The sequence below is a fragment of the Chloroflexota bacterium genome, from assembly GCA_016219275.1.
Taxonomy (GTDB): Bacteria; Chloroflexota; Anaerolineae; order UBA4142; family UBA4142; genus JACRBM01.
Genome location: JACRBM010000083.1, coordinates 1 through 13,831 on the forward strand (window position 1 = coordinate 1; position 13,831 = coordinate 13,831).

At 57.7% G+C, this 13,831-nt stretch carries 12 protein-coding genes and 1 tRNA gene; 12 read left to right on the forward strand and 1 reads right to left on the reverse strand.

What is annotated here, in order from left to right; genetic code table 11:
- Window positions 1-161: 161 nt before the first annotated feature.
- The 8 genes from HY868_22230 (at window position 162) to HY868_22265 (ending at window position 8,375) form a co-directional block, all read left to right on the forward strand.
- Window positions 162-1,955: an Hsp70 family protein gene (locus tag HY868_22230; GenBank protein MBI5304869.1), complete on the forward strand. Its 1,794-nt coding sequence runs from the start codon at window positions 162-164 to the stop codon at window positions 1,953-1,955.
- 303 nt (window positions 1,956-2,258) lie between these two features.
- The gene (murA, locus tag HY868_22235; protein MBI5304870.1) at window positions 2,259-3,545 is read left to right on the forward strand and encodes a UDP-N-acetylglucosamine 1-carboxyvinyltransferase; all 1,287 of its coding nucleotides are present in this window, start codon (window positions 2,259-2,261) and stop codon (window positions 3,543-3,545) included.
- 123 nt (window positions 3,546-3,668) lie between these two features.
- Window positions 3,669-5,039, forward strand: coding sequence for an MFS transporter (locus HY868_22240; GenBank protein MBI5304871.1), 1,371 nt, complete (start codon window positions 3,669-3,671; stop codon window positions 5,037-5,039).
- A 3-nt stretch (window positions 5,040-5,042) separates the two neighbouring features.
- The gene (locus tag HY868_22245; protein MBI5304872.1) at window positions 5,043-5,528 is read left to right on the forward strand and encodes a hypothetical protein; all 486 of its coding nucleotides are present in this window, start codon (window positions 5,043-5,045) and stop codon (window positions 5,526-5,528) included.
- 50 nt (window positions 5,529-5,578) lie between these two features.
- Complete coding sequence (locus HY868_22250) at window positions 5,579-6,433, forward strand: PIG-L family deacetylase (protein MBI5304873.1); 855 nt, start codon at window positions 5,579-5,581, stop codon at window positions 6,431-6,433.
- A 72-nt stretch (window positions 6,434-6,505) separates the two neighbouring features.
- The gene (locus HY868_22255) at window positions 6,506-7,201 is read left to right on the forward strand and encodes an MBL fold metallo-hydrolase (protein ID MBI5304874.1); all 696 of its coding nucleotides are present in this window, start codon (window positions 6,506-6,508) and stop codon (window positions 7,199-7,201) included.
- A 2-nt stretch (window positions 7,202-7,203) separates the two neighbouring features.
- Window positions 7,204-8,160, forward strand: a complete 957-nt coding sequence (locus HY868_22260; protein MBI5304875.1) for an alpha/beta fold hydrolase — start codon at window positions 7,204-7,206, stop codon at window positions 8,158-8,160.
- Complete coding sequence (locus HY868_22265; protein MBI5304876.1) at window positions 8,157-8,375, forward strand: hypothetical protein; 219 nt, start codon at window positions 8,157-8,159, stop codon at window positions 8,373-8,375. Before HY868_22260 ends, HY868_22265 begins: the two co-directional genes overlap by 4 nt.
- Window positions 8,376-8,505: 130 nt before the next feature.
- On the opposite strand, the gene HY868_22270 is transcribed toward HY868_22265, so the two are convergent.
- Window positions 8,506-9,081, reverse strand: a complete 576-nt coding sequence (locus tag HY868_22270; protein MBI5304877.1) for an AAA family ATPase — start codon at window positions 9,079-9,081, stop codon at window positions 8,506-8,508.
- Between the two features lie 131 nt (window positions 9,082-9,212).
- On the opposite strand from HY868_22270, the gene HY868_22275 reads away from it, so the two are divergent.
- The 4 genes from HY868_22275 to HY868_22290 all read left to right on the forward strand — a co-directional run bounded on the left by HY868_22275 (window position 9,213) and on the right by HY868_22290 (window position 13,826).
- Window positions 9,213-11,066, forward strand: coding sequence for an ATP-dependent zinc metalloprotease FtsH (locus HY868_22275; protein ID MBI5304878.1), 1,854 nt, complete (start codon window positions 9,213-9,215; stop codon window positions 11,064-11,066).
- Window positions 11,067-11,409: 343 nt separating this feature from the next.
- Window positions 11,410-12,528 (forward strand): hypothetical protein, encoded by a 1,119-nt coding sequence (locus HY868_22280; GenBank protein MBI5304879.1) that lies wholly within the window; start codon window positions 11,410-11,412, stop codon window positions 12,526-12,528.
- A gap of 141 nt (window positions 12,529-12,669) precedes the next feature.
- Window positions 12,670-12,741: transfer RNA gene (locus tag HY868_22285), tRNA-Met, on the forward strand.
- A 92-nt stretch (window positions 12,742-12,833) separates the two neighbouring features.
- A complete protein-coding gene (locus tag HY868_22290; protein MBI5304880.1) occupies window positions 12,834-13,826 on the forward strand; it encodes a tyrosine-type recombinase/integrase in 993 nt (330 codons plus the stop codon).
- Window positions 13,827-13,831 lie beyond the last annotated feature (5 nt).

Genomic DNA, 13,831 nt, shown 5'->3' on the forward strand with positions numbered 1-13,831 from the left:
AAACGCAAATTGGAAATTTGCGCCACGCGGCGTGGAGCAAGTTTCTAACTTGCCAAACGCAAATTGGAAATTTGCGCCACGCGGCGTGGGGCAAGTTTCTAACTTGCCAAACGCAAATTGTAAATTTGCGCCACTAGGATTTCAAACGAAAGGAGGTTGGAATGCATCTGGGAATTGATTTTGGTACGACGAATTCGTCGGTCGCGCGATTTGACGGCGCGACGCTCCAGCGTTTCGCGCTCGACCACTCGGGCGACAACATCAACGTCTTGCCCTCGTTGATCTACATCAATCGCGCGCATCACGCCCAGGTCGGCACCGCGGCGGCGTTGCACTATCTCGAACGCGAAACGGGACGCGCCGCGAAATGGGAACGCCGCGTCGTCGGCGAGATTGATTACGTCGGCGCGGAAATGAGTTACGTGCAAACCGTCCACGTCATGGTAGACGCCGCCGCGCAAGGTCGCTTGTTGCAGTACGTCAAAACCGCGTTGCGCGATCCGTCGTACGAAGGCACGCAAGTGTTCGACCGCTTTTACACCGTGGACGAATTGGTCGCGATGGTATTCAGCCAACTCAAGTCGAGCGCCGAAAAACAGACCGGCGAAACGAGCCGCGCGGTCGTCCTGGGTCGCCCGGTCAAATTCTCCGACGACCCGGCAGTGACCGAACGCGCCGAAGAAATTTTATTCAAAGGCGCACGGCTCGCCGGGTTCGAGGACATTCGTTTTGAACTCGAACCGATCGGCGCGACGTTTTATTATCACATCTCCGCACCGCAACGCCAGACCGCGTTCATCTTCGATTTCGGCGGCGGCACGCTCGACTTGACGATTGCGCGCGTCGGCGGCAAACACGCGCCGGAAATTCTCGCAACGCACGGCGTGCTCGTCGGCGGCGACGACTTGGATCGCCAGGTGATGCGGTCGTTGCGCCGGCACTTTGGCGGCGGGCGCGCGGCAGGCGCGAAGCAACCGTTGCCGGAGTACATTCTCGAATTGCTCGACAACTGGCAAACGATGCCGATGCTCTCGCGCCCGGCAAGTTTGAAACAGCTCGAAGAATTTCGCGCGACGTGCGTAAATCCGAAAGGCATCGACGCGTTGAAAACGCTCGTCACCCGCAACCTGGGTTTCATGCTCTTTCGCGAAATCGAAAAAACGAAGAAACTGCTCTCGGACCAATTTCTCGCGCCGCTCGATTTCGCGCGCGAGTCGCTCGCGATCCACGAACACATCACACGGCGCGAATTCGAAGCGCTGATCGAGCAACAGGTCGCGCAAGTTGAAGAGGGAATTCACGCAACGCTGCAACTCGCCGGGCTGCAACCCGCGCAGATTGATGTGGTATTGCGAACGGGCGGCACCTCCGCCGTGCCGGTATTTGCGAAATTGCTCGAAAAAATTTTTGGCGATGAAAAACTCGCGGAACTTGATTTGCTCACGTCGGTCGTCGGCGGTTTGGCGGTCGTCGCACAAGCGGAAGGCGGCGCGCTCCCCGCGTATCGCGTGCGTTACGCCACGCGCGAGAATCCAATCATTCACAACGTCCGTGCGGCAAGTTCACGCGCGTACGAAGCGTACCCGTTCGGCATCGGCGCGAAATGCTACAGCGATCAACCGTACACCTTGACACGCGTTCCGGTCGAATTGAGCGGCTTGCCCGCGATTCGCACCGCGCAAGCAGACAAGCGCGACACGCGCGCCGAGTTTCTCCAATTTGAGATCGAACGTCCCGCGCGTGTGTTCATCGCGTACGACGCACGCGCACGCGTGTTACCGGCATGGTTGCACTCGTTTACCGCATCGCCCCAGCCCATCGAAGTGGATCAGTGGGGCACGACGCGCACATTCCGAATTCTCTACCAGGATTTCCCGGCGGGACGTGTGACGCTCGGCGGCAACAGCGCGGACGAAAAGATGCACTATCTCGTCATCGTCAAAACCATTCCGTAGAATATATCGCCCGGATGTTACTACTCAGGTTGTCATTTCGAGCGGAGCGAGAAATCTCCATGTCGCAGCACAAGATTTCTCGCAAAACCGGCTCGAAATGACAAGGGCTGAGTAGTTACGCCCGGATTATCTTTCGACCTAGTGCTTACACACAAATCTACTCCGCCATAGAGGTCATAGAGCACATAGAGAAAAAACTCTATGCCCTCTATGTTCTCAATGGCAAGATGTGGGAAAACACCCACTTTCGATACGTCGCGGCAATGTGTGATATAATCGAATCGCCAGCAACTCAAGTGGAGTGTGCACGTGGAAAGATTCGTCATCGAAGGCGGCACGCAATTACGCGGCGTCGTGACGCCGAGCGGCAATAAAAACGCCGCGCTACCGATCATCGCCGCGACCTTGCTCACCGATCAACCCATTACACTGCGTAACGTTCCGCGCATTCGCGATGTCGAGGATATGCTCGCGCTGCTCGCGAGTCTCGGCGTCGAAATTCGCGAACTGAGTCCGCACGACCTTGTTCTGCATGCGCGCGATATTCGCACGGTCGAACTGGATCGCGAGATTTGCTCGCGCATCCGCACTTCGATTCTGTTTGCCGGACCGATGCTCGCGCGCATGGGTCAAGTGCGCCTGCCACCGCCCGGCGGCGATGTGATCGGACGACGACGGCTCGACACACACATGCACGCCTTGCGCGCGCTGGGCGCGGAGATTCACAGTAACGATGGGTTCGATCTGCAAACCGATGGTTTGCGCGGCAAGGACATTTTTCTCGACGAGGCAAGCGTCACCGGCACCGAGAACGCGCTGATGGCGGCGGTGCTCGCGAAAAACACGACGATCATTCGCAACGCCGCGAGCGAGCCGCACGTCCAAGACCTGGCATTGCTGTTGAACAAGATGGGCGCGCACATCAGCGGCATCGGCTCGAACACGCTGACGATTGAGGGCGTCGAAAAATTGTGCGGCGCGGAATTTGAAATCGGACCGGATTACATCGAGACCGGCAGTTTCATCGGACTGGCGGCAGTGACGCGCGGCGAACTTCTCATCAAGAATGCCGCGCCGGAACATTTGCGCATGGTCTTCCTCACGTTCAAGCGACTCGGCGTCGAGTGCCAGGTGCGCGGGCAAGATGTGTTCGTGTCGGCGCATCAATCGCTGCGCGTGCAAAATGATTTGCACGACGCGATTCCGAAAATTGACGACGGCATCTGGCCCCAATTCCCCACCGATTTGATGAGCATCGCGCTCGTCGTCGCGACGCAGTGCGAAGGCACGGTGTTGATGTGGGAAAAAATGTTCGAGGGACGCATGTTCTGGGTGGACAAGTTGATGAACCTGGGCGCGCGCGTCGTGTTGTGCGATCCGCATCGCGCGGTCGTCGTCGGACCCAGCCACCTGCACGGCGAGCGGATTGATTCGCCGGACATTCGCGCCGGCATGGCGTTGTTGCTCGCAGCGTTGTGCGCGCGCGGACAAAGCGTCATTCAGAATATCGGACAGATTGATCGCGGGTACGAACGGATCGAAGAAAAATTGCGCGGGCTGGGCGCGCGGATTGAACGCGTGAAGGAATAGGTGGGGCAAGATTCCATCTTGCTCATTCCGCTTGGCAAGATGGAATCTTGCCCCACATCACATTGACGCCAAGCGCCTCCCTGCGTAAAATGGAAACATTCCTTTGAGATAGGATATGACGTAATGGCTGATCGCATCGCGGAGACCGCGCCGAGTGTGCGCGGCTCTGCGCGTGGAGGTTCGCTTGCCACCACGTTTTCCGCGCTCAAGCATCCCAACTATCGTTTGTTTTTCGCCGGGCAATTGACTTCGTTGACCGGCACCTGGATGCAAAATGTCGCGCAAGCGTGGCTGGTGTACGATCTTACCAAATCGCCATTTTATTTAGGCATTGTCAGTTTTGCTTCGGCATTGCCCTCGCTCTTGCTTTCGCTATGGGCTGGTGTGCTCATTGACCGAATGCCCAAGCGCCGGCTTTTAATTATCACGCAAGCCAGCGCGATGACGCTCGCATTTATTCTTGCGGTGGACGTATTTGCCGGTACCGTGCAACCGTGGCATATTGTTATCTTGTCATTTCTGCTTGGCGCGGTGAACGCGTTCGACGCGCCGACGCGCCAAGCGTTCGTCGTCGAAATGGTCGGGCGCGAGGACTTGATGAACGCGATCGCGCTCAACTCCGCGATGTTCAACTCGGCGCGCATCCTGGGTCCTTCGATAGCCGGTATCGTACTTGCCGCGGTCGGACCCGCGTGGTGCTTTTTCATCAACGGCATTAGTTTTCTCGCCGTGATTGCGAGCTTGAGCTGGATGCAAGTCCAGCCGTTTGTTGGCGCGAAAAAAACCGAGTCGCCGGTCACGCAAATGCGCGAGGGCTTGCGGTACATCGTGAGCCATCAAACAGTCCGCACCTTGATCGGACTTGTCGCCATCGCGAACATTTTCGCGTTCGGTTACTCGGCGCTGATTCCCGCGTTCGCGCGCGACATCCTCCGCCCCGATGGCGAGGTGCAGGCATTGCGCGCCCTCGCGCAGAACTCGCTCGGCGCGACGCCCGTGTTACAAAACGCGGTCAACGGATTCGCGGAGGGCTTGCTGAAATCCGAGGTGCGCCAAGGACTCTTGGTCACGTTTGTTGGTTTGGGCGCGCTCGCAGGCGCGTTGATCCTCGCCTCGTTCGCCGGTTCGCGGCGGCGAGGCGTTATCCTGACCTTTGGCAACATGCTATTTCCGGTCATGGTGTTGCTGTTTGCGTTCTCGCAATCGTTGACGCTGTCGTTTGTGATTTTGATCGTCACCGGGCTGGGTTTTATGATTCAGAACGCGACGGTGAACACGCTGATCCAAACGAGTGTGCCGGACGAATTGCGCGGACGCGTGATGAGTGTGTTTATGCTCGTGTTCAATGGATTTTTTCCGATTGGCGCGTTGCTTGCCGGCACGATTGCGGAACACTGGAACATACCGGCAGGCGCGGCATTCGGCGGGTCGGTCGCGCTCGCGTTCAGTGTGTTCTTGCACTGGCGCGCGCCGTACTTACGAAAGTTGGCATAGCCGATGTGGAATCAAATTGTCGCCGTGCTCGCGATTCTCATCGCGCTGACGTACGTCGTCGAACAAATTTTGACGCGCGTCTTTCACATTCGCTTGCCGCGTCGTCGCGGAAACCTGGGACGCGATCTCGCACCGTTGCTCGCGTTCACCGGCATTCTGTTGCTCGTGCTCTCGTCAGTGGATGCCTATCGCCGCGCGGCAATCGAATCGCTCTTGCTGGGGCTGGGGTTGGGCATCTTTATCAGTCTCGTTCTGCTCGCGGCGGGCGCGTTTCAAGCGAACGTCGCGCCGCGCGGCGTAATCGGGATCGTGCGGACGTACGGCATCGCGCTCGCGCTCGCCGTGATTGGCATTTCTCTCGCGGTACGCGTCATCGGTCCGACCGCGCAGGTGTTCGTCGAAGGCACGGCGAGTATGTTGGTGATGGGCTTGGGCTTTGTTTTATTCATGCGCGCGCGCGAAGAACCGCGCGCGGCAAACAAATCCTAACTTTTCAACGTGAGCGAAACTCGCGTTGAACAAAATAGTCGAGGTAATTCATGACGACAACTTTTCGTTTACTGGGCGCGTATGCGCATCCCGACGACGAGCAAGGCGTCAGCGGGCTGATGCACAAGTACGCGAGCGAAGGCGTAGATGTGACGCTCGTCTGTGCGACGCGCGGCGAAGCCGGCGAAATCGCGCCGGGCGTCACCGCGACGCCGGAAAACCTGGGACAGGTGCGCGAAGAAGAAATGCGCTGTGCGGCGGAAAAGATCGGCGTGACCAATGTGTATTTTCTGAACTATCGCGATTCGGGGATGATGGGCACGACCGAGAACACCGACCCGCGTTGTTTTTGGCAAGCGAACGTCATGGAGGTGACCGAGCGCCTCGTCCGCATCATTCGCCGGCACAAGCCGCACGTCATAACGACGTTCGATCCAAACGGCGGGTATGGTCATCCCGATCACATCAAGATTCACCAAGCCGCGACGATGGCGTACTTTGTGGCGGGCGATGCGCGCATTTTTCCGGAACAGCTCAAGGAAGGGCTGGACGCGTGGACGCCGCTCAAATTATACTGGGGCGCGTTTCCGCGCAGTCGCTTTGCGAAATACGCGCAAATGGCGGAGCAAGCCGGCGTTGACCTCGGCGCGCCGATGCGCGAATTTCTCAAGCGCGGTATGCCCGACGAGATGATCACGACGCGCATTGACGTCAGCAAATTTGTGGACCTAAAGTTGAACGCGTTGTACTGCCACGCGTCGCAAATGAATCCCAACAGCATCTTTGCCAAAATCCCACCCGAAATCCGGCGCGAGGGAATGGGAACCGAAACGCTCATTCGCGTCGAATCGCGCGTTGCGCCGCTCCAGGGCGTGGAAGAGGATGTGTTCGCCGGAATCGAGTGATTTTAGATTTCCGATTGTTGATTTTCGATTGCCTGTCCTCCAATCGAAAATCAACAATCAATAATCGAAAATATGATTTATGAAATCGGCGCGAAAACCGGAGTCTATTGCATCGAGAACGCGGGCGACACGCGCGTCTTTTTCGTCGCGGCGGAACGGACGCTGATTGACGCCGGCACGCCGGGCAATGCCGATCGCATCTTGAGCGCGCTCGCGCAGATCGGCGTGCAACCGCTCCACGTCAAGCGCATCGTCATCACGCATCACCACTGGGATCACGTCGGCAGTTTGTGGGAGTTGAAAAAGCGCACCGGCGCGGAAGTGATCGCGCACGCGCGCGACGCCGACTATATCACCGGGAAACGCCAACGCCGCCCGCCGCGGGGCGCGTTAGGACGCATGGTGTACACGGTGTTTGGCGCGATCAGCGCGCGGAACGTACAAGGTGTGGATGTAGATCACCGCGTCAATGATGGCGACCGTATCGGCGGGTTTGCGGTAGTACACACGCCAGGGCACACGCCCGGACACATTTGTTTGTTGCGCGAGGGTTATTTGTTTTGCGGCGATCTGCTCCAACCCACTGCCGGCGAATTTCGCGAGACGCCGCACATGTTCACCGCCGATGTGCCCACCTCGCGCGCGAGCATTCGCCGCGTGGCAGAACTGGATTTTCAATTCATCCTGGCTTCGCACAGTCCGCCGCACGTGTTCGGCTCGGCGGAAAAGATGCGCGAGTTTGTAAATCGTCTGGGACAATTAGCATAACGATGTCAAAACGAATGTGGCAAGGGGCGGCGGGCGCGCTCGCGTTGGGCGCGCTCGCTATCGCGTGGATCAATCGGCGCGTGCAACGCTGGGAAACGCTGTCGCCGAACGACGCGCAAGACGGACAATTCATCACCTTGGCGAACGGCGCGCGCATGCACTATTTACGCCGTGGCGACCAGGGACGCGACGTCATTTTGATTCACGGCTTCCTGGGTTCGGCGTACGATTGGTTTCGCAACCTGGACGCGCTCGCCGGCGCGCATCGCGCGTGGGCGTTGGACCTCGTCGGGTTTGGGTACTCGGAGCGCGTCACCGAACGCACGTACTCGCTCAAAGCGTACGCGCGGAGCGTGCGCGAGTTTATGGACGCGCAAGGCATCGCACGCGCCACGCTCGCCGGACATTCGATGGGCGGCGCGATCGCATTGGAATTCGCGCACGATTATCCCGATCGCGTAGATCAGTTGGTGCTCATTGCGCCGGCAACGTACCTCGCGCGCATTCCCGCGCCGATCAACCTTGCGGCGCGCGCGCCAATCGTACCGCGCGCGTTGATCGGCTGGGCGGTGACGAGTCCGTACGCGCGCATCTTGACCTGGCGCGCCGCGCTCGGCGGATCGCACGTCGGCATCATCGAAGTCGAAGCGGGACTGCGCGCGTTGCGCGTCAAGGGCACAACGGACGCGCTCGTCGCGTTGATCGGTTCGCCGTGCGTGAGCGACCTGGTTGAAGGCATGGCAAGCATCGCGCAACCGACGTTATTGGTGGCGGGCGAACAAGACCTGGTTGTGCCCGAGTGGTACTGCCGTAACGTGGCGCAGCGTTTGCCGAATGCCGAGATGGTGACACTCGCCGGCGCGGGACACGTTCCGCATATTGAATTTCCCGACCAGGTCAATCGGCTGATGCTCGATTTTATGAACGGACATGGCGAGGACGTAAGGATCGCGGAATGAAGGCGTTGAAAAAATATATCGGTAATTATTTACTCGACGATGGCGTGGTCGTGCTAGAGGATTTGGATCGCGCGTTGCAGAAACAAATCGCGTGGGCGGCGCAAGGGCGTTCGGTCAAGATCGGCGATGTGTTGATCGAGATGCAATTGATCACACGCGCGCAATTGGAGAACGCGTTGGCGCGACAGGCGCGCGACGCGATGGAAAAATCGTGACCGCGCATCCTGAAAAAGTTTGAAGGCGTACTTTTCTATCAATACCATTGCCAAATGCAGTCGGCAAGCGAAGAAAGAATCCAGGTTTCTCCCCTTCGGGGAAACCTGGATTCTGGAAGGCGAACGTTCCCTACCGAATAGCGCGCAAAATTTTCGCAAGCGCGGCATCGAGGTCGCCGCTGGTGTCCACGACGAGATGCGGCGCGCGCACGGGTTCCAGTTCGCGCTGGAGCATTTCGTAAACGTTCCAATCCGCGTCGGAAAAATCGCGCGGATCGCGTTCACCGATGCGTTGGCTCAAGCGCGCGCGAATCACGGCGTCCGGCGCAACCGTGCGAACGACGACGAGTTGTGCGTGCGTATCAGCGGCAACGCGATATAGTTTTTCGCGATGCCATTCGGCGAGATTCGTCGCATCGGAAATAACGCGGCAACCTCGCGCCAACAATCGCGCGATGACCGCGTGCGAGACTTGATGAATGAACGCGCTCTCGGCGGCACTGTAGGTCGGAATGCCGACGAGGGTTTTCCGCACAAAATCGCTTTGCACGATCACGCTCGGCAAGCGTTCCGCCAGACTACGCGCGAGAAATGATTTGCCGGTGCCGGGCAACCCGCTGAATACGAACAAGACCGGTAGCGCGGTCGTTTCGGTGATCGGCAACGCCCGATAGATTTGGGCGATTGCATCGTCAAGCGCAGACATCCGCGCCATTATACTTGAAAAACCGTTTGCGCGAAACCCGCGAAATTCGACTTTCCGTTTTGCGCGATTTCTGCTATAATTACGCTTGGAACAAAAGTACAGTCTGTCAAAGTGAGTTAGGTGAGGAGCGAATGAATTCCAATCAACAATGGTTTCGCAACGGGTTCATCTACCTGTTGATTCTCGTGGCGATAGTTGCGCTCGGGTTCAGCATCTTTCAACAACCGCGCCAACCCAACGCGATTCCCGTCAGTAAAGTCGCGCAAGACATCGAATTAGGCAACGTGCGCAAGATCTCGGCGAACGGTTCCACGCTGACCGTCACATATCGCGATGGCACGTCCGTCATCACGAATAAAGCCAACCGCGAAATCGGCGTCGAAGAGACGCTCAAGAACCTGGGTGTCTCGCCGGACAAGATCAGTTCGGTGGACATTGTCTACGAACAACCGACGCAGTGGGGCGACATCATCACGATTCTCAGCGGGTTCCTGCCGCTGATCTTTGTCGCCGCGTTGTTCTTTTTCTTGATGCGCCAGGCGCAGAGCGGCAACAATCAAGCGATGGCGTTCGGCAAATCGCGCGCGCGCATGTTTTCCGGCGACAAGCCGACCGTCACGTTTGCGGATGTCGCAGGCGTGGACGAAGCGAAAGCCGAGTTGCAAGAAGTGGTCGAATTCCTTAAGGAGCCGGAAAAATTCACCGCGCTTGGCGCGCGCATTCCCAAGGGCGTACTGCTCGTCGGACCGCCGGGCACGGGCAAGACCTTGCTCGCGCGCGCGGTCGCCGGCGAAGCAAACGTGCCGTTCTTTTCGATCAGCGGTTCCGAGTTCGTCGAAATGTTCGTCGGCGTCGGCGCGTCGCGCGTGCGCGATCTATTCGATCAAGCGAAACGCAATTCGCCGTGCATTGTGTTCGTGGACGAAATTGACGCGGTCGGGCGTCATCGCGGCGCGGGGCTGGGCGGCTCGCACGACGAGCGCGAGCAAACGCTCAATCAAATCCTCGTCGAGATGGACGGGTTCGACACCGACACGAACGTCATCATCGTCGCGGCGACCAACCGCCCGGACATTCTCGACCCAGCGTTGTTGCGTCCCGGTCGCTTTGATCGGCGCGTGATTTTGGATCGTCCCGACATGAACGGACGCAAGCAAATTCTGTCGGTGCACCTCAAGGGCAAACCGATCGTCGAGAATCTCGACCTGGGTGTGATCGCGAAACAAACGCCCGGCTTTTCCGGCGCGGATATCGAGAACCTGGTCAACGAAGCCGCGATCCTCGCGGCGCGGCGTAACAAAAAAGCGATCTCGATGCCGGAATTGCAAGAGTCCATCGAAAAAGTCGTCGCGGGACCCGAGCGCAAAAGCCGGCTGATCAACGAGAGCGAAAAGCGCGTGATCGCGTATCACGAAGCCGGACACGCGCTCGTGATGCGGATGTTGCCGAACTGCGATCCGGTCGTCAAGGTTTCGATCATCTCGCGCGGCATGGCGCTCGGTTACACGATGCACCTGCCGGAGGATGACCGCTATCTGCAAAAGCGTTCCAAGTTTTTAGACGACCTCGCCGGGATGCTCGGCGGACGCGCGGCGGAATCCATCGTCTTTGGCGACATCACGACCGGCGCGTCGAACGACCTGGAACGCGTGACCGATCTCGCCCGCGCGATGGTGACGCGCTATGGAATGAGCGACAAACTTGGTCCGCGCACGTTTGGCGACCGCGAGGAGTTGGTGTTCCTGGGTCGCGAGATTTCGGAACAACGCAACTATAGCGAAGTGGTCGCGCAACAAATTGACGAAGAGGTCAAGCATATCATCAATTCGGCGTACAACACGGCGCGCGAAATTTTGACCAAGTATCGCGACCGCTTGGACGCGGTGGCAGATCGCTTGATCCACGAAGAGACCATCGAAGGCACCGAGTTCGAGGCGATGTTCGCCCATACGCCAAAACTCGCGCCTGTGCCGGTTCCGGCATAACCGCCCACCGATTCACTCAAACGCGTTGCCTGAAATCAGGCAACGCGTTTTATTTTTTTGTAAGCATTCAGCTCATTCTGTCATTGCGAGGAGCGCAGCGACAAAGCAATCCCCTGTTCGCTGGTTGGGGATTGCTTCGGGCAAAAACCGCCCTCGCAATGACGTGGAAGTTTCTGAGCAGTAGTTCAAGATAGGACAATCAGCACTCACATCCGTTCATCTGCTTGTCCGCTTCGTATCCATGTGACGAAAGGCACACTTCAAAATAGGACAATCAGCACTATTGCATCCCAGCCCCTCTGCGTTATGATGTTGCCAACAAAAATTACCGCGCGAGGTTACGATGAAAAAATGCTCCTTGTTCGTTCTAATCGCCCTGCTCGTTCTGTCCACGGCGGCGTGCCAGAGCAAGCCGGCGACGCCTGCGATTGACACACAAGCTACTATCAACGCGGCGGTGTACGCCACTGCCACCGCGCAAGCCAGCATGAACACGACCGTGCAAACAATGGTCGCCGCCACGCTCGCGGCGCAACCGACGGCAACGCGCGCCGCGACGACCGGCGCGCCGACAATTGCCGCGCAACCGACGGCAACCCCGCAACCGGTCGCGACGGCGAAACCCGCGACTGCCGCGCCGACTGTCAACGCGGTGACGATGACGGAAGAGGAACTCGCCGCGCTGATTGACCAAGCGGTCAACGAAGCGATTGCCGCGACGACAACTGCGAGCACGACCACGACAACGTACTCAGCGGATGGCGCGCTTACTACACAAGAAGTTGCCGCAATGACCGCCGCGGTGACCGCGGCGCAAACGGAAATCAACCAGGCGCTCGCGCTCGCCAATTCGTACTATGCGCTGTACGCCGACGTGTCCACCGAAATGATTACGGTACTTAAAGCCATCGAGACCGATTTGAATTCGATGGCGACGAGCATGAACACGATGGCAACCTCGCTTCAGCAAATCAACACGACATTATCGCAAGGGTTGACGCTGGCACAAAGCACGATCACGCAACTGCAAACGACGGCGAACCAAGCCAAGACTGCCGCGCAAAACGCGCAGACCAAAGCCAAGAGTTGGGACAGTACGGTCAAAACGAATCTCGACAAGCGCGGCAACGAGGCGCTCGCGGTCAAACCGAACAACATCCCCACCGATTGGAAAGGCGCCACACAAAGCGTGAACACGTACATCGAAACAGTTCGCAACGCGGTCGGCGATAACAAACTGACCAAAGGCGAAATCTCGGCGGTCAGTCTTGCCGGCGCAAACGCGGTTGCGGGATTGAATTCGCACGGCGGCGGACAATTCCAGGGTCTCTCGAGCGCGATCAACACGACAACCAAGCAAGTCGCGCGCGGCGAAACGCCGAAAGCCAAAAGCAGTTTAGGCGGACTGGAGCAATCCGCCCGGTCGTTGCCTTCCGCGCCCTCGATTCCATCGCGCAAGTAAACACGCACGTTTGAAAAATATCGCCCCTCTGCTCATGCGTTATCGAGACAGAGGGGTATTGCATTTCAAAACCCATCGAAAATATCCAACGAGTCAATTTGACGAAAACGCGAATCGGCGTATAATCATCCACGCTAACACTGCGGGGTGGAGCAGAGGCAGCTCGTTGGGCTCATAACCCAAAGGTCCCCAGTTCGAGTCTGGGCCCCGCTACTAGAGCACAATCAAAGACCGTTGGGCTACTCATTTCAGGGTAGCCCAACGGTCTTTCAATTCCCGGAGCCTCATTTTCAGGAGGTTTCAGAATGAATTGTAGCTCTTTGGGCTTGAAAGCCTCAAATGCACTCCTCGGCTTCATGCAGTACAAAACTGCGGAAGGTCTCAGCCCCAACACCCTCATCAGTTACGAGCATCTGCTCAAAACGTGGGTCTTGCAGGTCGGCGATGTTACGATTGACAAGATCACCACGCAAGACCTGTGCACCCATCTCGCGTGGTTACGCACTGAGTACAAACCGCGTCGCTTCTCCGGCAGTTCCCATCCCCTCTCATCGAAAAGCATTCGCAACACCTGGATTGCTCTGTCCGCTTTCTTCACCTGGGCGAGTCGCGAGTTCAATTTCGCGAATCCGATGAAAGCCGTCCCCGCACCGAAATTTGAAGAGCCACCGATTGAACCGTTTACGAAGGAACAAATCGAAACGATTCTCAAGGCGAGCGAATACAGCAGAGAAGCCCACACAGACAAGCGCAAAAAATTTGTGAAACGTCGTGAGACCGCGAGACGTGATCGTGCCATTGTTTTGTTTCTCCTGGATACTGGGTTACGCGCTTCGGAAATCTGTTCGCTCACCATCGGTGATGTCGAGCAAAAAACCGGACGCGTCGAAATCAAGCATGGAACTATGGGCGGAGCCAAAGGCGGTAAAGGTCGTGTGGTTTTCCTGGGAAAAACCGCGCGCAGTGCCTTGTGGCGTTACCTCATAGAGCGAGCAGATGGCACCGATCCCAGCGAACCTCTTTTTACTGAAAGAACTGGACGCCCATTGAACAAGACCGCTCTCCGGGAATTGCTGACCGACCTGGGTAAAAAAGTGAACATTCGCAAATGCCATCCCCATCGTTTTCGTCATACGTTTGCCATCACTTATCTCCGCAATGGCGGCGACCTTTTTACGCTCAAAGCGTTACTCGGGCACAGCACACTGGAAATGGTTCAACACTATGCGCGCATTGCCGAAGTGGATGTCGCCCAGGCGCATCGGCGCGCGAGTCCAGCCGACAATTGGCATTTGTAATCGCA

Coding starts and splice junctions, on each gene's coding strand:
- HY868_22230 (MBI5304869.1), top strand. CDS start 162: ATGCATCTGGGAATTGATTTTGGTACGACGAATTCGTCGGTCGCGCGA.
- HY868_22240 (MBI5304871.1), top strand. CDS start 3,669: ATGGCTGATCGCATCGCGGAGACCGCGCCGAGTGTGCGCGGCTCTGCG.
- HY868_22245 (MBI5304872.1), top strand. CDS start 5,043: ATGTGGAATCAAATTGTCGCCGTGCTCGCGATTCTCATCGCGCTGACG.
- HY868_22250 (MBI5304873.1), top strand. CDS start 5,579: ATGACGACAACTTTTCGTTTACTGGGCGCGTATGCGCATCCCGACGAC.
- HY868_22255 (MBI5304874.1), top strand. CDS start 6,506: ATGATTTATGAAATCGGCGCGAAAACCGGAGTCTATTGCATCGAGAAC.
- HY868_22260 (MBI5304875.1), top strand. CDS start 7,204: ATGTCAAAACGAATGTGGCAAGGGGCGGCGGGCGCGCTCGCGTTGGGC.
- HY868_22265 (MBI5304876.1), top strand. CDS start 8,157: ATGAAGGCGTTGAAAAAATATATCGGTAATTATTTACTCGACGATGGC.
- HY868_22270 (MBI5304877.1), bottom strand. CDS start 9,081: ATGTCTGCGCTTGACGATGCAATCGCCCAAATCTATCGGGCGTTGCCG.
- HY868_22275 (MBI5304878.1), top strand. CDS start 9,213: ATGAATTCCAATCAACAATGGTTTCGCAACGGGTTCATCTACCTGTTG.
- HY868_22280 (MBI5304879.1), top strand. CDS start 11,410: ATGAAAAAATGCTCCTTGTTCGTTCTAATCGCCCTGCTCGTTCTGTCC.
- HY868_22290 (MBI5304880.1), top strand. CDS start 12,834: ATGAATTGTAGCTCTTTGGGCTTGAAAGCCTCAAATGCACTCCTCGGC.